Annotated in this window: 24 protein-coding genes; 14 read left to right on the top strand and 10 right to left on the bottom strand. The window is 62.9% G+C overall.

The genetic code is table 11. The features are described from left to right. From tkt to QCE79_RS24690, 6 genes are all read right to left on the bottom strand, one after another. Positions 1-2052, bottom strand: coding sequence for a transketolase (tkt, locus tag QCE79_RS24715; RefSeq protein WP_309848362.1), 2052 nt, complete (start codon positions 2050-2052; stop codon positions 1-3). Between the two features lie 35 nt (positions 2053-2087). Continuing rightward, on the bottom strand, positions 2088-2960 hold the full coding sequence (locus QCE79_RS24710) for a phosphoribulokinase (RefSeq protein ID WP_244828818.1): 873 nt from the start codon (positions 2958-2960) through the stop codon (positions 2088-2090). A gap of 99 nt (positions 2961-3059) precedes the next feature. Further along, positions 3060-4154 carry a class 1 fructose-bisphosphatase gene (locus QCE79_RS24705; protein WP_244828819.1) on the bottom strand — a complete coding sequence of 365 codons (1095 nt, stop codon included), beginning with the start codon at positions 4152-4154 and terminating at the stop codon, positions 3060-3062. A 12-nt stretch (positions 4155-4166) separates the two neighbouring features. Beyond that, complete coding sequence (gene cbbX, locus QCE79_RS24700) at positions 4167-5102, bottom strand: CbbX protein (protein WP_309848360.1); 936 nt, start codon at positions 5100-5102, stop codon at positions 4167-4169. A gap of 17 nt (positions 5103-5119) precedes the next feature. Next, positions 5120-5536 carry a ribulose bisphosphate carboxylase small subunit gene (locus QCE79_RS24695; protein WP_244828821.1) on the bottom strand — a complete coding sequence of 139 codons (417 nt, stop codon included), beginning with the start codon at positions 5534-5536 and terminating at the stop codon, positions 5120-5122. Positions 5537-5564: 28 nt separating this feature from the next. Further along, complete coding sequence (locus QCE79_RS24690) at positions 5565-7055, bottom strand: form I ribulose bisphosphate carboxylase large subunit (protein ID WP_250467544.1); 1491 nt, start codon at positions 7053-7055, stop codon at positions 5565-5567. 381 nt (positions 7056-7436) lie between these two features. On the opposite strand from QCE79_RS24690, the gene pqqA reads away from it, so the two are divergent. The 3 genes from pqqA to QCE79_RS24675 all read left to right on the top strand — a co-directional run bounded on the left by pqqA (position 7437) and on the right by QCE79_RS24675 (position 8927). Continuing rightward, entirely contained in the window at positions 7437-7511 is a 75-nt protein-coding gene (gene pqqA / locus QCE79_RS24685; protein WP_008354335.1) for a pyrroloquinoline quinone precursor peptide PqqA, read from the top strand. Between the two features lie 96 nt (positions 7512-7607). Continuing rightward, entirely contained in the window at positions 7608-8192 is a 585-nt protein-coding gene (locus tag QCE79_RS24680; protein WP_244829730.1) for a DUF447 domain-containing protein, read from the top strand. A 33-nt stretch (positions 8193-8225) separates the two neighbouring features. Continuing rightward, complete coding sequence (locus QCE79_RS24675) at positions 8226-8927, top strand: (5-formylfuran-3-yl)methyl phosphate synthase (protein WP_250467545.1); 702 nt, start codon at positions 8226-8228, stop codon at positions 8925-8927. Positions 8928-8975: 48 nt separating this feature from the next. Here QCE79_RS24675 and QCE79_RS24670 read toward each other — a convergent pair whose 3' ends face one another. The 3 genes from QCE79_RS24670 to QCE79_RS24660 form a co-directional block, all read right to left on the bottom strand. After that, complete coding sequence (locus tag QCE79_RS24670) at positions 8976-9563, bottom strand: aspartate kinase (RefSeq protein WP_309848357.1); 588 nt, start codon at positions 9561-9563, stop codon at positions 8976-8978. 90 nt (positions 9564-9653) lie between these two features. After that, on the bottom strand, positions 9654-10754 hold the full coding sequence (locus QCE79_RS24665; protein ID WP_309848356.1) for a hydantoinase/oxoprolinase family protein: 1101 nt from the start codon (positions 10752-10754) through the stop codon (positions 9654-9656). Beyond that, positions 10754-11785, bottom strand: coding sequence for an ATP-grasp domain-containing protein (locus QCE79_RS24660; protein ID WP_309848355.1), 1032 nt, complete (start codon positions 11783-11785; stop codon positions 10754-10756). The genes QCE79_RS24665 and QCE79_RS24660 overlap by 1 nt, the downstream gene beginning before the upstream one ends. A gap of 13 nt (positions 11786-11798) precedes the next feature. Between QCE79_RS24660 and QCE79_RS24655 the strand changes: the two genes are divergently transcribed. The 11 genes from QCE79_RS24655 to QCE79_RS24605 all read left to right on the top strand — a co-directional run bounded on the left by QCE79_RS24655 (position 11799) and on the right by QCE79_RS24605 (position 22116). Next, on the top strand, positions 11799-12527 hold the full coding sequence (locus QCE79_RS24655) for a HisA/HisF-related TIM barrel protein (protein WP_309848354.1): 729 nt from the start codon (positions 11799-11801) through the stop codon (positions 12525-12527). A 234-nt stretch (positions 12528-12761) separates the two neighbouring features. Further along, on the top strand, positions 12762-14063 hold the full coding sequence (locus QCE79_RS24650) for a formylmethanofuran dehydrogenase (RefSeq protein WP_309850538.1): 1302 nt from the start codon (positions 12762-12764) through the stop codon (positions 14061-14063). Further along, positions 14060-15763: a formylmethanofuran dehydrogenase subunit A gene (locus tag QCE79_RS24645; RefSeq protein ID WP_309848353.1), complete on the top strand. Its 1704-nt coding sequence runs from the start codon at positions 14060-14062 to the stop codon at positions 15761-15763. Before QCE79_RS24650 ends, QCE79_RS24645 begins: the two co-directional genes overlap by 4 nt. Further along, positions 15764-16714, top strand: coding sequence for a formylmethanofuran--tetrahydromethanopterin N-formyltransferase (gene fhcD, locus QCE79_RS24640; RefSeq protein ID WP_250527032.1), 951 nt, complete (start codon positions 15764-15766; stop codon positions 16712-16714). Continuing rightward, a complete protein-coding gene (locus tag QCE79_RS24635; protein WP_309848351.1) occupies positions 16711-17529 on the top strand; it encodes a formylmethanofuran dehydrogenase subunit C in 819 nt (272 codons plus the stop codon). Before fhcD ends, QCE79_RS24635 begins: the two co-directional genes overlap by 4 nt. Before the next feature lie 69 nt (positions 17530-17598). Then, entirely contained in the window at positions 17599-18168 is a 570-nt protein-coding gene (locus tag QCE79_RS24630) for a cytochrome b (protein WP_250527034.1), read from the top strand. A gap of 25 nt (positions 18169-18193) precedes the next feature. Next, positions 18194-19123, top strand: coding sequence for a pyrroloquinoline quinone biosynthesis protein PqqB (gene pqqB, locus QCE79_RS24625; protein WP_309848349.1), 930 nt, complete (start codon positions 18194-18196; stop codon positions 19121-19123). A gap of 40 nt (positions 19124-19163) precedes the next feature. After that, complete coding sequence (gene pqqC / locus QCE79_RS24620) at positions 19164-19898, top strand: pyrroloquinoline-quinone synthase PqqC (protein WP_309850536.1); 735 nt, start codon at positions 19164-19166, stop codon at positions 19896-19898. After that, on the top strand, positions 19895-20203 hold the full coding sequence (gene pqqD / locus QCE79_RS24615) for a pyrroloquinoline quinone biosynthesis peptide chaperone PqqD (RefSeq protein ID WP_250467553.1): 309 nt from the start codon (positions 19895-19897) through the stop codon (positions 20201-20203). Before pqqC ends, pqqD begins: the two co-directional genes overlap by 4 nt. 15 nt (positions 20204-20218) lie before the next feature. Next, positions 20219-21418, top strand: a complete 1200-nt coding sequence (pqqE, locus tag QCE79_RS24610; protein WP_250467554.1) for a pyrroloquinoline quinone biosynthesis protein PqqE — start codon at positions 20219-20221, stop codon at positions 21416-21418. Beyond that, the gene (locus QCE79_RS24605) at positions 21415-22116 is read left to right on the top strand and encodes a response regulator transcription factor (protein WP_250467555.1); all 702 of its coding nucleotides are present in this window, start codon (positions 21415-21417) and stop codon (positions 22114-22116) included. Before pqqE ends, QCE79_RS24605 begins: the two co-directional genes overlap by 4 nt. Here the strand turns inward: QCE79_RS24605 and QCE79_RS24600 are convergent. Further along, positions 22044-23081, bottom strand: coding sequence for a sensor histidine kinase (locus QCE79_RS24600; protein WP_370652166.1), 1038 nt, complete (start codon positions 23079-23081; stop codon positions 22044-22046). The two genes, QCE79_RS24605 and QCE79_RS24600, sit on opposite strands and share 73 nt — an antisense overlap. Between the last annotated feature and the right edge of the window lie 153 nt (positions 23082-23234).

The raw sequence follows: 23234 nt of genomic DNA, 5'->3' as shown, positions 1-23234 counted from the left end.
TCAGGCAGCGACGCGCTTCGCTTCATCGACTAGCGCTTCCGTCGTCACACCGAAATGCGCGAACAGTTCGCTCGCAGGTGCGGACTCGCCGAACCGGTCGATGCCGATCACACCGCCCTGCAAACCGACGTACTGCCGCCAGAATCCGGTCACGCCCGCTTCTATTGCCACGCGCGGCACGCCCTCGGGCAGCACGCGCTCGCGCCACACCTGACACTGCCGGTCGAACACGGTGGTGGACGGCATCGACACCACACGCGCCAAGATGCCTTGCGCCTTCAGCGGCTCGACCGCCGCGAGCGCCAGCGACACCTCCGAACCGGTCGCCATCAACACGACGCGGCGCGCATCGCGTTCGCTCGTCGGTGGCCAGTCAACGAGCACATAACCGCCGCGCTCTATACCATCGATCTGCGCTTCATCGCGCGGCACGAAAGGCAGGTTCTGCCGCGACAGCAAGAGACACGAAGGCCGGTCGCGCTCGACCGCGCTGATCCACGCTTGCGCCGTCTCGACCGTATCGCACGGGCGCCAGACATCGAGACCGGGAATCATGCGCAACGTGGCGGCGTGCTCGATAGGCTGATGCGTCGGGCCGTCCTCGCCAAGGCCGATCGAATCGTGCGTAAAGACGAACACCGCGCGCGTCTTCATCAACGCGGCCATGCGCAAGGCGTTACGCGAGTAGTCGGAGAACGTGAGGAACGTGCCGCCAAACGGCAGATAGCCTTTATGCAACGCCACGCCGTTCAGCACCGCGCTCATGCCGAATTCGCGCACGCCGAAATGGATATAGTTGCCCGCAATGCCATCTTCACCGTTCGATACGACGTCTTTCGCGTCCTTCCATCGCGTGAGATTGGAGCCCGTCAGATCCGCCGATCCGCCGAGCAGTTCAGGCAGCGCGCGCGCGAGTCCTTCGATGGCCATCTGCGATGCCTTGCGTGTCGCGACCGTCTGACCGGCGCGGTCGGCATCGCGCACGAGTGCATGCGCCGAATCGCGCCAATTCGCGGGCAACGCGCCGCGCGCACGGCGTTCGAACTCCGCCGCTTCATCCGGATACACGCGGCGATACGCCTGCAGACGCGCGTTCCAATTCTCTTGCGCCGCCGCGCCCGCTTCGCGCGCATTCCAGCGTTCGCGTATCGAAGCGGGAATTTCGAATGGCGCATGCGGCCAGTCGAGCGCGCGCCGCGTCGCTTCGACTTCTTGCGTGCCGAGCGGCGCCCCGTGGACATCGTGCGTGCCGGACATCGCCGGGGAGCCCTTGCCGATCACGGTCTTGCAACAGATGAGCGTCGGCTTCGTCGATACGCGCGCCTGCTGCAGCGCATGCGAGACCGCATCGGCGTCGTGGCCATCGACTGCGCGCAGCACATTCCATCCGTAAGCGGCGAAGCGTTGCGGGGTGTCGTCGGTGAACCAGCCCAGCACGTGACCGTCGATGGAGATGCCGTTGTCGTCGTACAGCACGACGAGCTTGTTCAGACCCAACGTGCCCGCAAGCGATGCCGCTTCGTGCGAAATGCCTTCCATGAGACAGCCATCGCCCGCGAAAACATACGTGCGATGATCGACGATCTCATGCCCCGGCCGATTGAACTCGCGCGCAAGCAAAGCCTCGGCGAGCGCCATGCCGACCGCATTCGCGAGTCCTTGCCCGAGTGGTCCCGTCGTGGTTTCGACACCGGGCGTCACGCCCACCTCCGGATGTCCCGGCGTCTTGCTGCCCATCTGCCGGAAGCGTTTCAGTTCTTCTATCGGCAAGTCGTAGCCGGTGAGATGCAGGAGCGCATAAAGCAGCATGGAACCATGACCGTTCGATAAAACGAAGCGGTCGCGATCCGGCCAGTCGGGGTCCGCGGGATTGTGCTTCAGATGACGGCCCCACAGCGCGACGGCAATCTCCGCCATGCCCATCGGCATGCCGGGATGCCCCGAATTCGCTTGCTGGACCGCATCGACCGCGAGCATGCGCAGCGCGTTGGCCATCTGTCGAATGTCGGGTGTGTGACGCGCTTTGGGCAAAGCTTCAGCGACGGCGCTCATGAGAGGCCTCCTTCGATGCAATGGTGGGAAATCTTTTAAGCGCGCGCGCGTCGGTCGCGCAGCTGCAAAATCATCGGCGTGAAGATGAGTTGCATAGCGAGTCCCATCTTGCCTCCCGGCACGACGATCACGTTGGGCCGCGACATGAAAGAGTCGTGCAGCATGGTCAGCAGATAAGGGAAGTCGATGCCCTTGGGCCGCGCGAAGCGAATCACGACGAAGCTTTCGTCGGCCTGCGGAATCTCGCGTGCCGTGAACGGATTCGATGTATCCACGGTCGGCACGCGCTGGAAGTTCACGTGCGTATGCGAAAACTGCGGACAAATGTAGTTCACGTAATCGGGCATGCGGCGCAGGATCGTGTCGACCACGGCTTCGTGCGAATAGCCACGCAGGTTCTGATCGCGATGCAGCTTCTGAATCCATTCGAGATTGATGATGGGCACCACGCCCACGAGAAGATCGGCGTGACGCGCGACATCCACCTTGTCGGTCACCACGCCGCCATGCAGCCCTTCGTAGAACATCAGATCGGTATCCGCCGTGACGTCTTCCCAGGGCGTGAAGGTGCCCGCGTCCTGTTTGAAACGCGCGGCTTCGGCGTCGTCGTGGATGTAGCGGCGAAACTTGCCGCCGCCCGTTTCACCATAGGTCGCGAACAACTGCTGCAGTTCTTCGAGCAGGTTGGCTTCGGGTCCGAAATGACTGAAGTTCTGCAGACCGTCGCGCTCGCTTTGCTTCAAGGCTTCGCGCATGCCGAGGCGATCGTAACGATGAAACGCATCGCCCTCGACGATCTGCGCGTTGATGCGCTCGCGTCTGAAGATATGCGTGAAGCTCTTCATGACGGTGGTCGTGCCGGCGCCGCTCGAACCGGTCACGGCGACGATCGGATGTTTGGTTGACATGCGCTTGCCTCCCTGTTGACCGAAGCGCACATCGAAGCGCCTGCTCCGGTCTTATGTATAGCCGAGCCATCCATGTGTTCTGTGCGCTTGCAACCGTTTTTAAGCGGGCGTCTCCGGCAGGAACAGCGAGCGCTCGTTGAAAAGTGGTGACGAAAACGGCTTGTCTTCGCCCCGGTCGTGCTCGCCGTGGTAGCGATGAATGCGCGCGACTTCATTGCGCGATCCCAGAATGACCGGCACGCGTTGATGCAGCGCGCGCGGCGTGAGATCGAGAATGCGCTCGCGACCCGTGGTCGATAGTCCACCCGCCTGTTCGATCAGAAAACTCATCGGGTTCGCTTCATAGAGCAGACGCAACCGGCCTTCCATTGCAGGCGTCTTGAAGTCGCGCGGATACATGAACACGCCGCCGCGCATGAGAATGCGATGCACCTCCGCGACCATCGACGCAATCCAGCGCATGTTGAAGTCCTGGCCGCGACAGCCCGTTCTGCCGTCCTTGCATTCCTGCACGTAACGGCGCACCGGCGGCTCCCAGAAGCGTTCGTTCGATGCGTTGATCGCGAACTCGCATGAATCCTCGGGAATGCGGATCTCGGAATGCGTGAGCACGAAGTTGCCGACGTCGCGCTCGAGCGTAAAGCCGTGCGTGCCATTGCCGACGGAGATCACGAGCATGGTCGCCGGACCGTAGATCGCGTAGCCTGCCGCAACTTGCTCGCGGCCGGGTTGCAGGAACGCGGCTTCATCGGTGATGACGTTGTCGGCGCTGTTCTTTCTCAACACGGAGAAGATGGAACCGACCACGCCATTGATATCGATGTTCGACGAGCCATCGAGCGGATCGAAGGCCAGCAGATATTCGCCGCGCGGATACGTTTCGGGAATTGCATAGACACCGTCCATTTCCTCCGACACCATACCCGCGAGCAGACCGTCCCATTCGCAATGCTGCAGGAAGATGTCGTTGGTCACGAGGTCGAGCTTCTTCTGCTCTTCGCCATGCAGGTTGATGCTCGACGCCGATCCGTGCTGCCCGCCGAGCGCCCCGCGCGTGAGCGCTGCCGCGATCGTCTTGATGGATGCAGCGACGTCGATCAGCAAGGCCGAGAGCCCGCTTGCGGCATCGGGGCCAGGCTTGCGGTCGAGCGTGTCGATCAGAAACTTCGATAAGGTCGTGCGTCCGTCCTGCATCGCGCTCTCCTTCTAGGGTTGAGATTCGGCAAACACGCGGCTCGCGCGGATATCGCTCGCGTCGAGCTGCATCAATGCGTGAGCGTCGGCGGGACCGCTGCCGCGTTCGGCCGCGGCAAACAAGCGATTCGCCTGACGCAGACGCGCGCGGTCGAGCGCATTGCGTACCGAACGCGCGTTGGCGAAATTCGGCAACGCGATCCGGCGCGAAAGATAGTCTTCGAAGGCGCGGCGCGCGTCGCCGTCGAAGCGGTAATGCATCGACGAAAGCATGTGCTCGGCGATCTGCAACAGCTCGTCGGGCGCATAGTCGGGAAACGCAATGTGATGCGCAATGCGCGAACGAAAGCCGGGATTGCTTTGAAAGAACGTCTCCATGCGTCCTTCGTAACCCGCGAGAATCACGACGAGATCGTCGCGCTGGTTCTCCATGGTCTGCAGCAGAATCTCGATCGCTTCCTGCCCGTAATCGCGCTCGTTCTCCGGGCGATAAAGGTAATACGCTTCATCGATGAACAGCACGCCACCCATCGCGCGCTTGAGCACTTCACGCGTCTTCGGCGCGGTATGTCCTATGTATTGACCGACCAGATCGTCGCGCGTCACCGAAACCAGGTGATTGCGGCGGATATAACCGAGTCTGTGCAAGACCTGCGCCATGCGCATGGCAACGGTCGTCTTCCCCGTGCCGGGGTTACCCGAGAAGCACATATGCAGCGTGGGCGCACCGGACGCGATGCCTAACGTTTCGCGCGCACGCTCCACCAGCAGATGCGCCGCGATCTCGCGGATGCGCGTCTTCACGGGCGCGAGGCCAATGAGGTCGCGATCCAGCTCCGCCAGCACTTCGCCGATGCGCGATTCGCGATACAGCGCCATGAGGTCGGCGCCGGGCCGCGGCTGCGCTTCTAGGCTCAACCGTTCTTCGAGCGTGGCTTCTGCGCTCATGGTGACTGCCTCCTCGCTCAATAGCGATCGCCCGCGGGTCTGTCGGTGGCATACGTGCGGATCGAGTAGCGCTGCACGCGGCCATGCACGTCCTGACGTTCGAGCCGGAAGCCCTTCTCGTCGGATGGCCGGTTGACGATGAACGAAAGCCGCATGGTCTCGAAGCCGCGCACCGAATCGAACGCATTGACCTTGATGTACTGCTGCGGATACGTCTTCCTGCAGGCGTTGACTTCCATCATCACGCCTGCTGCATCGTGCAGGTCGAACATGGGCAGGCCCCACATCTCCCAGTACGTATTGCGCGGATGCGGGTCGTCGGTGTACTCCACCGAACAAGCCCAGCCCTGATCGAGCGCGTAGTTGATCTGCGAGGAGATTTCTTCATCGGTCAGCGGAGGAAGAAACGAGAACGTTCCCTGAGTCAGTTTCATGGTCTGATTCCCTTGAAGATGAGATGCGTCAGGCAGGCGTCGCCGACACCGCGTAGTCGGGCGTATCGGTGGATGCATAGTTGAAGGTCACGTCGCGCCACGTATCGAGCGCGGCCTTGAGCGGCGTGCACCAGCGCGCGGCGGCTTCGAGAATGTCCATGCCCTCGTTGACGATGTCGCGCCCTTCATTGCGCGCCTTGACCATTACTTCGAGCGCCACGCGATTCGCCACGGCGCCCGCCTGTATGCCTTGCGGATGCCCGATGGTCCCGCCGCCGAACTGCAGAATGGCGTCGTCGCCGAAGAGGTCGAGCAGCTGATGCATCTGTCCCGCATGAATGCCGCCCGACGCCACCGGCATGACCTTGCGCAAACCGGCCCACGGTTGATCGAAGAAGATGCCGCGCGACAAGTCCACTTCGTTACGCGACTCGCGCAGCACGTTGTAATAGCCCTGCACGGAGAGCGGATCGCCTTCGAGCTTGCCGACCGCCGTGCCCGCATGCGCATGATCGACGCCCGCCATGCGCAACCATTTCGCGATCACGCGAAACGAGATGCCGTGATTGCGTTGCCGCGTAAAAGTGCCATGCCCCGCGCGATGCAGATGCAAAATCATGTCGTTTCTGCGCGCCCATTTCGACATCGACTGAATGGCGGTCCAGCCGATCACGAGATCGATCATCACGATGCACGAGCCGAGTTCCTTGGCGAACTCCGCGCGTTCGTACATGTCTTCCATCGTGCCCGCGGTGACATTGAGATAGTGGCCCTTCACTTCGCCGGTCTCGGCTTGTGCGCGCGCCACGGCTTCCATTGCGAAGAGGTAGCGGTCGCGCCAGTGCATGAAGGCTTGCGAGTTGATGTTCTCGTCGTCTTTCAGAAAGTCCAGGCCGCCCTTCAGACCTTCATAGACCACGCGTCCATAGTTCTTGCCCGAGAGGCCGAGCTTGGGCTTGACGGTCGCGCCAAGCAACGGGCGTCCGTATTTGTCGAGCCGTTCACGCTCGACGACGATGCCCGTCGGCGGCCCTTGAAACGTCTTCAGATACGCAACCGGAATGCGCATGTCTTCGAGCCGCAGCGCCTTCAAAGGCTTGAAGCCAAAGACGTTGCCGATGATCGATGCCGTGAGATTCGCCACGGACCCCTCCTCGAACAGATCGAGGTCGTAAGCGATATACGCGAAGTATTGCGGATCGTCGGCGCGTGCATTGGGCACGGGTTCCACGCGATACGCCTTTGCGCGGTACATGTCGCAAGCGGTGAGACGGTCGGTCCAGACCACCGTCCACGTCGCCGTCGACGATTCGCCCGCAACGGCTGCCGCGGCTTCTTCAGGATCGACACCCGCTTGCGGTGTGATGCGAAAGAGCGCGATGACATCCGTATCCTTCGGCACGTAATCGGGCTGCCAGTAACCCATCTCGCGATACTTCATGACGCCGGCCGCATAACGCGAGCGCGGATCGGACGGATTGCGCGCTGCCTCTACAGCAGCCTTGTTGAAGTCGTTCATTCCGTTTCCTCGACAGTGGAGATGAGAGGACGTTCGCTCGATGGCGCCCGCCGCGCTGTTGTGTTCGCCTGCTGTGAATGCAGAGTAGGCTCGCGGCTTTCAGAAAGGAATTCACGATTAACTTGCACGAGGCTAAGCAATCCCTTATCTACTGTCCCGTTCGCGAAGCCTCGCCACGCCGATGGAACACTTTGCTGCGTTTTTGTCACAGTGCCGGCTTGCAATGCCTTTTGCCGCCCGGCCGTGCTATTTGCGGGCGTCACGGCACGCATGGCATGACGCTTGCGTGAACCATTCGCGCCGGCGTCTCCCGGCTGTGTGACGAATGCATCCGTCAAACGTGCAAGCGAGGCAACCACCGTCATTATTGGAGGATCGACTATGCAATGGACCACGCCCAGCTTCACCGATATGCGTTTTGGTTTTGAAATCACGATGTATATCGCCACCCGCTAAAGGCGGATGAACCCGCACGGCGCTGCATCGCTCGAAGTTCAAAGAACGATGCGGCTCGCCCGTGCGGTTATGAACAACCGAACGACGCGCGCCGCCATGATCTACGAGACCATCGTCACGACAGCGAATAGCGATGGCCGGCCGCACATCGCGCCCATGGGCGTGCGTTTCGAAGACGGCCTCGCGATCCTTGCGCCTTTCAGGCCGTCCACCACACTCGACAATGTCATCGCCACACGCAGCGCCGTCATCAACTTCACGACGGACGTGCGCGTGTTTGCTGGTTGTGTCACCGGCATCGCGCGCGACTGGCCCACGGTTCCGGCCAATGCGGTGCCGAGCGTGCGGCTTGCCGACACGCTTGCGCATACCGAACTGCGACTCGCCGATATGAGCGAGGACGAGACGCGTCCCGTGCTGCGCATGGAATGCGTCTATCGCGAAACGCATGCGCCGTTCGCGGGTTTCAATCGCGCTCAAGCGGCAGTCGTCGAAGGCGCGGTGCTCGTGAGCCGGCTTTTCATGTTGCCGCCGGAGAAGGTGGATAGCGAGATCGCTTATCTGCGCATTGCCATCGACAAGACCGCGGGCGATGCGGAACGCACGGCATGGAACTGGCTCTTGCAGGCTATCGATGAATATCGCGCCAGGGCGCTCAGCACGTCGGCCCTTGGTTCCTGATTACTCTCTGAAGCACCCCCTTGGAGTCTGACCATGACCGCATTGCTCGCGAGCGTCCGCTCGGCCGATGAAGCATTCGATGCCGCGCAGGCAGGCGCGGAACTGATCGATTTGAAGGAACCGGGCGCGGGCGCGCTGGGCGGTGTGAATGTCGATGAAATCGCGCGCATCGTTGGCGCGTTGCGCGCGCGTTACGCGGTGCGGCCGATTAGCGCCACTATCGGCGACTTGCCCAACGACGCACTCGATGAGATCACCACGCGTGTGCTCGACGTCGCCGCGGCGGGCGTCGATTACGTGAAGGTCGGCGTGAACGCCGGGCCTGGTGCGGTCGAATGTTTGCGTCATCTGGCGGGCTTGCCAGCGGCCGTGGTGCCCGTGCTGCTCTCCGACGAAGGCGTGGACCGTTCGCTTGCGGCGCTTGCCGTGCAACTCGGCTTCGTGGGTATCGTCTTCGATACCGCTCACAAGGACGGACGCACGCTGTTCGATTGTGTCGATGTCACCGTGCTCGCGGAGTGCATGGCCATCATGCGCAGACGCGGCGGCATGACCGCGCTCGCGGGTTCGCTCGGATGGAACGATCTCGAACGCATCCGTTCGTTGAGGCCCGATATCGCGGGCTTTCGCGGCGCGTTATGCGATGAGAACACCGGACGCGCGGGACGGCTCGATCCGCTGCGCGTGACGCGATGGGTCAATGCGCTGCACGGCGAACGCGCGCTCACGCTTTGACGCATGCATTCCCGGCGCCTGGAATAAAAGCGCCGGACATTCGAGGCATCAGACAGCGAGATTCAAGAGCCTGTCGCGCATGACGTTCACATCGCCCTTGCTGAAAATCTCCACGACGTAGTTGGCATCGCGCACATAGGCCGGAAAGCGCTTGTCCACGATGCCCTCGTTTGCGAGCGTCTCCAAGGGCGCGTTCGCATCGACATCGCATGACTTCACGATCATCAGCCGCTCCGCATTGAGTCTCGCGGAAAGCCATGCGGCGAGACTGTCGGAAGTCGTGTCCCAGTTGGTCATCGAGTCGGGCGTGGAGCGCATGAGATCGGTTGGCACCCACACCGCCACGCGGCCATCGCGCAATGCGCGCCGGATGCGTTCCTCGTTCGACGCCAGCACGAGTTCGGGCGCCACGCCTTGCATGAGAATGGCGTACTGCGCCATGGCGAGCAGACACATGTTGTGCGCCGCCAGGTCATCAAAATGCCATTCGCTTTGATACTGCCGCACGGCATCGGCAAAATCGCCGCCGCCCGGAACGATCACGACCCGCCCGCCACCCACTTCCCATAGCTGCGTCAGCCACTCGCGCAGCGCAGGGTCGTGACTCAGGCTACCCCCGATCTTCACCACCCACATGGCCGTTATCCTCGTTCGAGATTGACCGCTTTCATGCTGCCGCCGGGCCACGCACCCGGTTCGTCGCCGCTCTTCTTTGTCGCCTGTCCATCACGTCGATGCCATGACGCTGCCCGCCGTCGCACGCTCCGTCGCCGATGCCGCGAGCAAGCCCACGGCCACGCTCGGCGCGCACGTCGAAACCCATTCGGCACGCTCGGTGTCGTTGTCATCCACACCAGCCAGCCGCGCAAAATCGATATAACCGCGCGCCTCCTGACGCGCCAGTGCCGTGGCGAGAAAGCGCCCACAGCCCGCTCCGACGATCGGTGCACGAGCCAGCGCTTCATGCTGCGCACTCACGCGCGCAAGGTTCGTTTCGAGCGTGCGCAACTGTTCGTGGCGCCACGCGTGCGCGAAGCGGCGCCATTCGGCATCGCTCGCGTCGGCTGCATCGCGGCCGATCATCCGCGCAATGCGCGTGCGGCTCGCGGCCTCGGTCTTCGGACCGTTGTCGGCGCTTGCATGCTGATCGTGTTGCGGCCACAGTTCGCCGGTCAGGCGATACACATCGGCGGAAGTCGCGAACCATTCGTTCATCACGCCGGTGGTCTCGCCACGAAATGCGATACGTTGCGCAACGCCGCACAAGGGCGTGCGCACGACACCCTGATAAACGAGCTCGCCGCTCACGAGCCGCTCGGCGTCGTTCGAGCCGCGCGCAACCACGCGTCCCGCCACGATGGGAATGATGTCCGTGGTCGTGCTGCCGATATCGACGAGCACCGCATTCGGCACGCACGACGCGACCCATTGCGCGGTCGCAAGCCAGTTCGCCGATGCCACCTTGCGCCAGCCATCCGCGCAGGCAGAGCGCGCAAGCCAGCCTGCTTCGCCCGCGTAGAACAGCGTGCGCGGGCCGAGCCGCTGCGCAAGGGTGCGCGTGAGCGTGCGCACGCCCTCGGCGCGGTCGCTGAAGAGATCGACCATTTCGCCTGTCATCGTGACCGCGTGACGCGCCGAAGCATGCGCGGCATCGGGCCAGCGTTCGAACACGTGATCGATGGCGCGTTCGAGATGCGTCATGCCCTGCCACAATGGACACGCCCATTGCGCGACATCGGCGAGTCCGTTCTCGCGGGTCGCCATCGACACCTTGACGTGCGCGCCACCCACGTCCCAGCCGAAAACCGGCGCTTGCCGATGCGTCATCAGGACGCTCCCTGACAGACGCGCAACGGACCCGAATCGCGTTCATCCGCAAAGCCCGCGACGTGATGCGCCGCGAGCAGTTCCGCCGCGAGATTGCGCGAGAGCGCGTGGCTCAAACCTGCGTAAGCAACCGTCAAACGCGGGTTGACTTCGATGACCACGGGCCCGCGCGCCGGGTTCCAGACAACGTCGATGCCCGCGAAGCCACGCAGCCCCGGAAACGCTTCCGCCACACGTAGCGCGAGCCGTTCGAGCGCGCGCCCTTGCGGCCCATGCCGATCGATACGGTTTACATCGACGCCATCGAACTGGACGATGTGCTTACCGGCCGCATGCGAAAGCCCGATGTTCTGGCGGTTGATCGAAACCACGCGCGCGCCTTCGTCGTCGCAAATCAGCGAGACGCTGAGCGGTTCACCGTCGACCCACGCCTGAAGCACGGGATTGCGGCCTGCTTCCGCGCGCGCTTGGTATTCGGCGCGGGCGGCGTCGAGTTCGCCGTAGACGTAGGTATCGAGGCCGCCTGCGCCGTCATCTGGCTTGACGACCCAGCGGCATGCGTCGTCAGGCGATGCATCGTCGGGATCGAGTGCGGGCGTGACCGCGATGCCGCGCGCCGCGAGACAAGCGGCCGTCGCGCTCTTGCTTGATGCCGCGCGAATCGTTTCCTTCGCGCAGCCAAGCCAGCGCGCGGCGCCCACGGCATCGAAAAGACGCAGCAGCAAACCATCGCATTCGGGCGCGATGATGCACGCGTAGTCGTTGGCGCGCGCCATGCGGGCGACGAAGCGCGTGACGGATTCGCCCGGCTCGGCCTTGCAGTGCGCGTAGGCGGCATCGAAATGCTCGAAGCGCGAACTCGCGATGGTCACGTCGATGCCCGGCAACGCGCGCAGATCGGCTGCGATGGCGTCGCGCATCACGCGGCCCTCGACGATCAGCGCACTCAGGTCCGCAAGACTGCCCGCGCCCGCGACATCGGGATCGATGCCGCCGCCAGTGAGATACTCGAACACAAAGATCTTGGTCAAAGGAAAGCCATCCATGCAGGTGATACCCGTTCTCGATCTGCTCGACGGCCACGCGGTGCGCGCGGTGCGCGGCGAACGCTCAGGCTATCGGCCCATCCGGTCCTCGTTGTGCACGACGAGCGCACCCGTCGATGTCGCCACCGCGCTGATCCACGCGACCGGCTCACGCACGCTCTACATCGCGGACCTCGGCGCGATCCTCGAGCGCGGCGATCACGCGCCTGTGCTAGCCGCCATTTGCGATGCTTTGGGCGACGGCGTTTCCATCTGGCTCGATGCAGGCTATACCGGCTTCATGCCGATGCAGGCCTTGTTCGAGCGCATCGCTTCATTCAGGCGCTCGTCCTCCCGTTCTCGTGTCGTCCCTGTGTTCGGCACCGAAAGCCTGCTCGATCCGAACGCCCTCGAAGAAGCCCTTGCCGCAAACCATGACCCGATCCTCTCGCTCGACTATCACGCAGGCCGCGCGCTCGGGTCGACGCCTTCGGGCAGCGACTGGTGGCCGTCGCGCGTCATCGTCATGACGCTCGATCAGGTCGGCGCGCTCGCGGGACCGGACTTGACCACGTTCGCCGCAGTAAAGGCGCTCGCGGGTTCGCGCGAACTCATTGGCGCGGGCGGCATTCGTCATCGTGATGATCTCGTGGTTGCCGAGCACAGCGGCGCCGCGGGCTGGCTCGTTGCTTCGGCGCTTCATGATGCGGCCTTGCTAGCCGGCCAGCACCGTTCGTCGGAAGGTTGACTCAATATCCATGCCAAGCGCGGCACGCGCCGTTATGTCTCATCAAACACGACGCCAGAGCTTTGTAAGCGTGCGGGATGCCACTGTTGCAACCGGGCGCGCATGGGTGACAGTGTGTTTCATTGCGGAACAATGCCGTTGCAGATGTGGGTAATGCAGTATCGGCAGCGCGACCTGTCGACCACGCAGGAGCACCGCGTGAAATCGGCATGGACCTTGCTCTTTTGCAGCCCCATGCACGCATCTCCCACAACATCGAACGCGGCTTCGCAGTCGTCGCCCGAGGACAGAGGGCAACGGAACTGGACCTGCCCGTTCTGCCCATTGCTATGCGACGACATCTCGCTGAAGCTCACCGGCGATCAACAACTCGCGGCGACAAACACCGATTGCCCTCGGCTTGCCTCGTCCCTTGCAGCGCTCGACGCGCCCGGCGTGCCCTGCCCGCCGACGGTAGACGGGCAAGCCACCGATCTCGCGTCGGCGCTCCAGCGTGCCGCGCAAATCCTGTCCGTGGCGAAACGGCCGCTGTTTGGCGGACTGGCAACCGACGTAGCCGGCGCACGCGCGCTCTATGAACTCGCCGCCCAGAGCGGCGCGATACTCGATCACCTGCACGGCGATACCCTCGCCGCCGCGAACCTCGCGTTGCAGGACCGTGGCGCGTTCTTCACGACGCTCTCGGAAGTGCGTTCGCGTGCCGACCTCATCGTGGTTGTCGCGTGCGAACCGGCGCGGCGCTATCCGCGTTTCTACGAGCGCATTGCGGCCAAAGATCGCGGCGTGGATATCGTGTTCGTCGGGTGCGGCGTCGATCCCGCAGCGGGCGCGCGTGTAGAAGCGCGACTGGAAAACGCCGAACCGTTCGACATGCTCGCCACATGGTCCGCACTGGTGGAAGGCCGAAAGCCCGCGGCGCTGAACGACGACACGGGCGCCGCCAGCGAACTCGCCGCGCTTACCGAACGCATTCTGGCCGCGAAATACACGGCCATCATCCATGAGCCGGCGGCGCTGCCGGGCCCGCACGCGGCGTTGGCCATCGAAGCGTTGAGCCGTATCGTCAAGGCGCTCAACAAGACGACGCGTGCCGGCGCGCTTGCCCTTGGCGGCGACGATGGCGCGCTCACGGTGAATCAGGCCATCACATGGCTCTCGGGTTTTCCGCTGCGCACGCGCGTGGCCTACGGCTTGCCGCTCGATCACGATTCATGGCGCTATCGCACCGAGACGCTTGCGAGCCGCGGCGAGATCGATGCGCTGTTATGGGTGTCGAGCTTCGCGCCCGAAGCGCTGCCTGCATCGCTTGACGATGATGTGCCTGCCATCGTCCTTGGCCATCGTGCGACGGTTGTCGGCACGCGTCGCGCGCCTACCGTGTTCATCCCCGTGGCCACGCCGGGCATCGACAGTGGCGGGCACTTGTTTCGCGTGGACGGTTCCGTGGTCGCGCCGCTTGTTGCCGCGCGCGATGCCGCTTATCCCACCGTTGCGGCCATCGTACGCGAACTGACGCAAGCCGGGAGGCCGTCATGAGCCTCACGCGTCTGCGCGGCGGCGTGGTCTTCGACCCCGTCAACAAAGTCGATGGGCACAAGCGCGACATCTATATCCGCGATGGCCGCATCGTCGCGGATGCAGCGGGCGAATCCATCGCGCCCGAACGCGACTTCGACGCGAGCGGCATGGTGGTGATGGCGGGCGGCATCGATCTGCATTCGCATATCGGCGGCGGCAAGACGAATCTGTCGCGGCTGCTGTTGCCCGAGGATCATCGCAACGATCCGCTCGCAACGCGACGCAACGACGACGAAGGCCGTTATCTGCGCCTGCCTTCATGCGGCACATGCACGCCCGGCACGCTCGCCACCGGCTACCGTTATGCGGAAATGGGCTACACGGCCGCGTTCGAACCCGCGATGATCGCCTCCAACGCGCGCCACGCGCATCTGGAAATGGGCGATACACCGATCATCGATCACGGCGCCTACGTGATGATGGGCAACGACGAACTGTTCCTGCAGATGCTCGCCGCGCGGGAAGAGTTCGAACGTCTGCGCGATTACGTGGGCTGGACCGTCAACGCAAGCAAGGCGCTCGGCGTGAAGGTGGTGAATCCGGGCGGCATCTCGGCATTCAAGTTCAATCAGCGCTCGCTCGATGTCGATGAAAAGCACGTGCATTACGGCATCACGCCACGCGAAGTGCTGCGTACGCTCACGCGCGCGCTGACCGAGTTGCGGGTGCCGCATCCCTTGCATGTGCATGCGAGCAATCTCGGCGTGCCGGGCAATCTCGAATCGACCATCAAGACGATGGATGCCGCCGAAGGCCTGCCAATCCATCTCACGCATATCCAGTTTCATAGCTACGGCACGGAAGGTCCGCGCAAGTTTTCATCGGGCGCTCGCGCGATTGCCGAAGCGGTCAACGCACGGTCCAACGTGACCATCGACGTCGGGCAGATCATGTTCGGCCAGACCGTCACCGCTTCCGGCGACACGATGATGCAGTTCAAGAACGCGCCGCTCGCGCATCCGCGCAAGTGGGTGCTGGGCGATATCGAATGCGATGCGGGTTGCGGCGTCGTGCCGTTTCGTTATCGCGAAGAGAGCTTCGTGAATGCGCTGCAATGGATCATCGGCCTCGAAATCTTCTTGCTCGTCGACGATCCGTGGCAAGTGTCGATGACCACCGATCATCCGAATGGCGCGCCTTTTACGAGCTATCCGCATCTGATTCGCTTGTTGATGGACAAGTCGTTTCGCGACGAACAACTCGCCAAGCTTCACGCCGATGCCAAAACCGCAAGCGCGCTTGGAAACATCGAGCGCGAGTTCTCGCTCTACGATATCGCGATCATCACGCGCGCCGGCCCCGCGCGTCTGCTCGGGCTCACGGACCGCGGACATCTCGGCGAAGGCGCGGCGGCGGATATCGCGGTGTATCGCGAAGACGCGGACCGCGAACGCATGTTCACGTCACCCGCCTTCGTGTTCAAGGACGGCGAACTGATCGCGCGTGACGGCACATTGCTCGCCACGCCCACGGGCGGCATTCATTACGTGCAGCCCGAATACGACCGCGCTATCGAAAAGCGCGTGCGCGAATTCGCCGAAGCGAATCTCGCGAGCAAGTTCGAGAAGCTAGCCATCGGCGACGACGAAATCTGCGCGTGCTGCAATGGCGGACGGCTCTTGCCGGTCGCGTGCTTCGACGCAAGCGGGGGTCGATGAATGACCGCGCTTCGCATCAACGACACACAGATAGACGACACCTTCGCCGAAGCCTTTCCGATGAAGGCGACGCGTCTTGTCATCACCGCGCACACGCCGACGTGGGCGCGCCACGCGGCGAATTCGTTGACCGGCTTTGCGACCTCCGTGATCGATTGCGGCTGCGAGGCGGGCATCGAACGTGACATGAACGGCGATGAAACGCCCGACGGCAGGCCCGGCGTCGCGGTGTTGATGTTCGCGATATCGTCGAAGGAACTCGCCAAGCAGATTGCACGGCGCGTCGGTCAGTGCGTGCTCACCTGTCCTACGACGGCGGTTTATGGCGGCATCGATCCCGCGACGAGCCGCGCGCCGCTCTCCGACAACGCACCACTCGGCGCAGGCTTGCGCTTTTTCGGCGACGGCTATCAGATCTCGAAGATGCTCGACGGCACGCGTTACTGGCGCGTGCCCGTCATGGATGGCGAATTCGTTTGCGAGGAATTCACGGCGACGGTGAAGGCTGTCGGCGGCGGCAATCTGCTGTTGCTCGCGCGCGACCTGAATAGCGCGCTTGCCGCGGCCGAGGCAGCGGTCGCGGCGATGCATCGCTTGCCCAACATCATCACGCCGTTTCCGGGCGGCGTGGTGCGTTCGGGTTCGAAGATCGGCTCGAAGTACGCGGGCGCGTCGGCATCGACCAACGATGCGTTTTGCCCGACGCTCGTCGGCTTGTCGAGGAAGAGCGAGTTGACGAGCGACGTGGCTTGCGTGCTGGAGATAGTCATCGACGGATTGACCGATGCGGACGTGGGCGCCGCGATGACGGCGGGCATGGCAGCCGCAACATCGATCGGCCGCGCGGGCGGCGTGCTGCGCATTTCAGCAGGCAACTATGGCGGCAAGCTCGGACCGTATCACTTCAAGCTGCATGAATTGGCGGCGGGCATCGACGGGAGCCGCGCATGAACGCCATTACATTGCGCGTAAAAGGTGCACCGGGCTTTCGCGTGGATGCATCGACATTAATACCGTCGGCGCTTGCTTCCTTATCCACCGATGAATTGACGCATCTGGAATTGCAGGGCGCGGGTGAACGTTGCGCGCTTGGCGAACTGTTCGACATCGCTAGAGCCGATGCAGATACGCCGTCCCTGCTCGTCGAAGGCGATGCGCGCTGGCTCGATCGCATCGGCGCGAAGCTCGCCGAAGGCACGATCGAAGTGCATGGCGATGCCGGCGATCACGCGGGCATGGGCATGACAGGCGGTGCGTTGCACGTTCATGGCAACGCGGGCGCATTCACTGCATGCGAGATGCAAGGCGGTCGCCTCGAAGTGCGCGGCAATACGGGCGATTTTGCGGCAGGCGCTTTAGCCGGCGACATGGACGGCATGAGCGGCGGCACGCTCGTGATTCACGGCAACGCGGGCGCGCGTCTTGCAGACCGTATGCGACGAGGCACGGTGCTCGTCGCCGGCAATGCAGGCGACTTCGCGGCGTCGCGCATGGTAGCGGGTAGCGTATGCATTGCAGGCAAGACCGGCGCGCATGCAGCCTACGGCATGCGGCGCGGCACGCTCGTGCTATTTCACGAGCCGCGCGTTGCGCCGACGTTCACCGAAGGCGGTCACGGCTTCGATGTCTTCTGGGCGCTCTTCACGCGCATGCTGGCCCGCGAGGTGGCGCCTTTTGCGACACTCGACTCGCGCGCGTTGCCTCGACGCTACGCGGGCGATCTCGCTGTCGACGGACGCGGGGAATTGCTGATCGCCAAGCGTTGAGCAGACGATAAGAATGGACCCGGTGGACCTGTTACCAAGAGACCGAACCCCTTCCAACGGAGAGACGACATGAGCGCAGCGAAAACGCCCGCTGCCATACGCCCCGGCGTGGAGGCGTCGGACGAGCATTTCGCCCGTCCGCTGATCGCGCTGCACTGGCTGATCGCCATCGCCATCATCGCGATGCTGTGCATCGGCTTCTATATGGTCGGCCTGCCGCGCGGGCTGGCCTTCAAGTCGTCGCTCATCAACTTCCACAAGTCGCTGGGCCTGACCGTTTTCCTGCTGGTGCTGCTTCGAATCGTAGTGCGACTGGTCTACGGCCGGCCGCCTCTACCGCCGATGCAGACGTGGCAACGCGCCGCCGCGAGCATCACGCAGGCTCTTTTATACGTTGGCATGGTGGCAATGCCGCTCACCGGATACCTCGGTTCGTCGTTCAACAAGTTCGGCACGCGCTTCTGGGGTGTGCTTCTGCCACAATGGGGCTGGGACGACAAGGCGTTACGCGGCCTGTTCTTCGGCATCCACGGCTATCTGGCGTGGATCATGGCCGCGCTGGTCGTGTTGCATTTTCTTGGTGCGTTGAAGCATCAGTTGATCGACCGCGATGGTCTCTTGAGAAGGATGTGGCCATGACGGCACTAGTTTTGAGCGAGGCGTTATGAAGATCCGCGTGCTGGGTTCATCGGCGGGTGGCGGATTTCCGCAATGGAACTGTAATTGCCGCAATTGCGATGGCGTGCGGCGCGGGACCATTGCTGCCCGGGCACGCACGCAGTCGTCGATTGCGGTCAGCGACAACGGCGAAGACTGGCTGCTCGTGAACGCATCGCCGGATATTCTCGCGCAGATTGCGGCGAATCCTGAACTGCAGCCCGCGCGGCGCGTGCGTGACACCGGAATCGCCGCGGTGATCACCATGGACGCGCAGATCGATCACGTCACCGGACTCTTGATGTTGCGCGAGCGCGGCGCACCGCTGCCGCTCTATACGACCGACGCGGTGTGGCAAGACCTGTCCACCGGCTTTCCCATTACGTCGATTCTTTCGCATTACTGCGGCGTGGAGCAGCGGCGTATCGCGCTCGATGGCACTTCGCTCACGGTGCCCGAGCTGCCGCGTATTGCCGTCGATGCGCTGCCGCTGTCGAGCAAGGCGCCGCCTTATTCGCCGCATCGCGAGGCGCCCGAGCGTGGCGACAACATCGGCCTCATGTTCACGAATACGGCCACGGGCAAGCGTGCTTTCTATGCGCCGGGTTTAGGGACACTCGAACCGCATGTGCTCGATGCCATGCGCGAAGCCGACCTGTTGCTCGTCGATGGCACCGTCTGGACCGACGACGAGATGATCCGCCTCGGCCTCACGAAGAAAACCGGCGCGGACATGGGCCACCTCGCGCAAAGCGGCGCGGGCGGCATGATCGAGGTGCTGGATTCGATCGACCGCGCAAACACGCGCAAGGTGCGCAAAGTGCTCATTCACATCAACAACACCAATCCGATCCTCATCGAGGATGGACCCGAGCGGCGCATACTGTCCGAGCACGGCATAGAAGTCGCGCATGACGGCATGACGTTCGAGCTTTGAATTCCGGAGAAACTGGATGTCCGATTTTCCCGCCACGCCGATGCTCAATCCCACGACCGGCCCGATCTTCACCGCGTTGAAGAAAGCCGGCCCCGCCTGGACGCGCGAACAGTTCGAAGAGCAACTGCGCGCGAAAGGCACGGCGTATCACATCCACCATCCCTTCAACGTGAAAATGAATAGCGGCGGCTGTTCGCCGGAACAGATTCGCGGCTGGGTGGCGAACCGCTTCTACTATCAGATCAACATCCCGCTGAAAGATGCGGCCCTCATGGCGAATTGTCCCGATCGCGAGACGCGCCGCCGCTGGGTGCTGCGCATTCTGGATCACGACGGTTACGAAGATCAGCCTGGCGGCATCGAGGCGTGGGCGCGTCTGGGCGATGCCGTCGGCCTCTCGCGCGACGATCTCTGGGCGCTCAAGTTCGTGACGCCGGGTGTGCGCTTCGCCGTCGATGCCTACGTGAATTTCGCGCGTCGTGCGCCGTGGCAAGAGTCGGTGTGTTCGTCGCTCACGGAGATGTTCGCGCCGCAGATTCACAAGGACCGGCTTGCGACGTGGCCCGAGCACTACAAGTGGATCGAGCCGGACGGGCTTGCGTATTTTCGTTCACGCGTGTCGCTTGCGCAGCGCGATGTCGAACACGGGCTCGAAGTCACGCTCGCGCAATTCAACACGCGCGAGCAGCAACAACGCGCGCTCGACATCCTGCAGTTCAAGCTCGACATCCTCTGGACCATGCTCGATTCGATCGAAAAGGCCTTCCCGCAATGAGCGACGCCAATCCTCCTCAACGAATCACGGAAGCGGTCGAAGCGCCGGACGACGCGTTGCGCCCGCAACTCAAGCGCCTGTTTCGTCTGCAATGGGAACCGGCGCAGGACGCGCATGTGCTGCTTTATCCGGAAGGCATGGTGAAGCTCAATCAGAGCGCGGCGCAGATTCTTTTGCGCTGCGACGGCACGCGCGATATCCCGAAGCTCGTCGCCGATCTCGAAGAAGCGTTCGGCGCGAGCAATCTCGGTGACGACGTGCGGGCTTTCATTGCCGGAGCGCGTGCGCGCGGCTGGCTTGCGTAAGTGCTGGAGTGAAGCATGACTGACTTGTCCGAACCGATTGCCAAGCCGGACCCCGAAGCAGCGGTCATTCCGCCGCCGTTGTGGTTGCTTGCGGAACTGACGTATCGATGCCCGTTGCATTGCGTCTTCTGCTACAACCCGGTGAACTACGCGGATCACACGCGCGAACTCAACACCGATCAATGGCTCGACGTGTTGCGTCAGGCGCGTGCGTTGGGCGCGGCGCAACTGGGCTTTTCCGGCGGCGAGCCGCTCTTACGCGACGACCTCGAAACACTGGTCGGCGAAGCGCGCAAGCTCGGCTTTTATACGAACCTCATCACGTCGGGCATCGGTCTCACCGACAAGCGTCTTACCGCACTCAAGGACGCGGGGCTCGATCACATTCAACTCTCGTTTCAGGACTCGTCGCAGGAACTCAACGACTTCCTTTCCAGCACGAAGACGTTCGATCTCAAGAAGCGCGTGGCCGGCATGATCAAGGCGCACGACTTTCCGATGGTGCTCAATTGCGTGCTGCATCGCTATAACCTGCCGCATATCGGACGCATTATCGACATGGCGCTCGACATGGGCGCGGAGTATCTCGAACTCGCGAACACGCAGTATTACGGCTGGGCGCACGCGAACCGCGCGCAGCTCATGCCGACGGCCGAGCAACTGCAGGAAGCTGAAGCGGTGGTCGAGCGTTATCGCAAAGAGATTGGCGACCGGTGCAAGATCTACTTCGTCGTGCCCGATTACTACGAGCGTCGTCCGAAGCGCTGCATGAACGGCTGGGGCTCGGTGTTTCTCGGCATTGCGCCCGATGGCGCCGCCTTGCCTTGTCATACGGCGCGCTCGTTGCCTGGCCTTACGTTCCCCAACGTCACGGAGACGCCGCTCAAGGACATCTGGTACGAGAGCGATGCGTTCAATCGATTTCGCGGCTTCGGCTGGATGAAAGAACCCTGCCGCAGTTGCGACGAGAAAGCGATCGATCTCGGCGGCTGCCGCTGTCAGGCGTATCTGCTGACGCAAGATCCCGCGAACGCGGACCCGGTCTGCGACAAGTCCCCGCATCACGAGCGCGTGATCGAAGTGGTGCGGGCCGCCACGATGCGTCAGGAGCCGGAAGAAAAACCGATCATGTTTCGCAACGATGCGAATTCGCGGCGCATTGCCGCCGAATCGCGCGAGAACAATTCGAACAAGAACGGAGAGAGACAACCATGACTGCCGACATCGCCGTGCTGCTGGTGGACGATCATGCCGTAGTGCGCGAAGGCTACAAGCGCTTGCTCGAATTGAGTCCCGACGTGAGCGTCGCGGGCGAGGCGGGCAACGCGGCGGAGGCGTATCAGAAGTTCTGCGCCTTGCAGCCGGATGTCGTGGTGATGGACCTTGCGCTGCCCGGCGCGAGTGGAATAGAAGCCATGCGCCGCATGCTCGCGCGCGAGCCACATGCGCATGTCCTGATCTTCAGCGTGCACGAGGAAGCCATCTTCGTGCGCCGCGCGCTCGATGCGGGCGCGCGTGGCTACGTCACGAAAGCGAGCGCACCCGATGTCCTGGTCGAAGCGGTACGCTCCGTCGCGCGACGCGTGTGTTACCTAAGCCCTGACATATCACAGGCGCTGGCGTTGCGCGCAACCATTCAGGAAGGACCGCCCGGACGTCAGCTTTCGGCACGCGAATTCGAGGTGCTGCGGCTCTTGGTCCAAGGCTATACATTGCCGAGTATCGCGGAAAAACTCGGCTTGAGTCAGAAGACAGTGGCGAACCATCAATCCGTGATACGGCAGAAATTCGGCGCCGATAACGGCGTGCAACTCGCGCAAATAGCAAACCGGCTAGGCCTTCATTTCGCCGATTTCACCGACGCGCCGTTCGCTCCTTCGTTCAGTTCGCTAGGCAACGGCAGTCCCGCCTGAGCCGGAACGCGCGCGCAAAACAGGAAGCCCGCACCGGGTTGACTGGCGATATGAAATTCGCCGCCGAGCGCTTCCACGCGTTCGCGCATGCCAATGAGACCCAACCCCATGCGCGGCTTCGCGAGATCGACGCCCGGTCCATCGTCGGTCATCGTCACCACGATCTCGCCTGCCGGCGCACGCGCCAGGTAAATCTCGACGCGTGAATCGCGCGCGAATTTCGACACGTTGGTCAGGCCTTCCTGCACGAGACGGTAGAGCGTGATGTTGAGCGCATCGTTGAGATTGTCGAAGTCGCCATCGACGGCTAGCGTAAACACCGCATCGGGCAAGCGCTCGCGCCAACCGTCCACGCAATGTTCGAGTGCGGTCGGCAAGCCGAATTCATCGAGACCGATCGGACGCAGCTTGCGGATCATTCCGCCGATTTCGCGGTACACATGCGTCGCGCTTTGCATGAGCGCAAGCGAAAGACGATGCACTTCAGGCTCGCGTTCGAGCGATAAATCGCGGATGCGCCCTGCATCGAGCGAAATGGCATTGAGGTACTGACCCAGTTCGTCATGCAGTTCGCGCGCGAGATGCCGGCGCTCGGTTTCCTGCGCGGCAATGGCCTGACTCGCGAGCCTGCGGTTTTCCGCGAGCAGATGCTCCGCCTCTTCCTCCAGCGCCCGGCGCCGCCGAACTTCACGCTGCGCCTGACGGTAGCGCCGCCACGCGAACCACGCGAAGCCGATTGCGAGCACGACGAGCGTGGCAGGCAATTCATCGAGCTGGAAACGCTCGGCGCTGCGCGTCCATCGGTAGGTGAACTCGTTGAAGTCGAAGGCCGCGAACAGCATGCCGGCCAGCACCGTGATAAGAACGACGCAGGCGAGATCGCTCCATACGGTCGAGCGCATGGAACGCGCGGGCGGGCGTTCGGAGAGCGAGGGAAGAGATTCGTTTGGTATCACGGAATGCATTCTACGCACGGCTTCATCCTCGGGCCCGACACCGTTTGTGCGATTGGGAACGCTTCCCTGCTGAATCGGGAAAAGCTCCCGGTGCGCGCGCGTGTTCTTATGCGACGCTTTCAATGAAAGGAACTTACCTCAAGACATTGCAATAACAAGAGG

Origin of the sequence: Caballeronia sp. LZ003, from assembly GCF_031451465.1 — a bacterium.
Lineage (GTDB): Bacteria > Pseudomonadota > Gammaproteobacteria > Burkholderiales > Burkholderiaceae > Caballeronia.
This window is presented reverse-complemented; position numbering and strand designations above follow the sequence as displayed.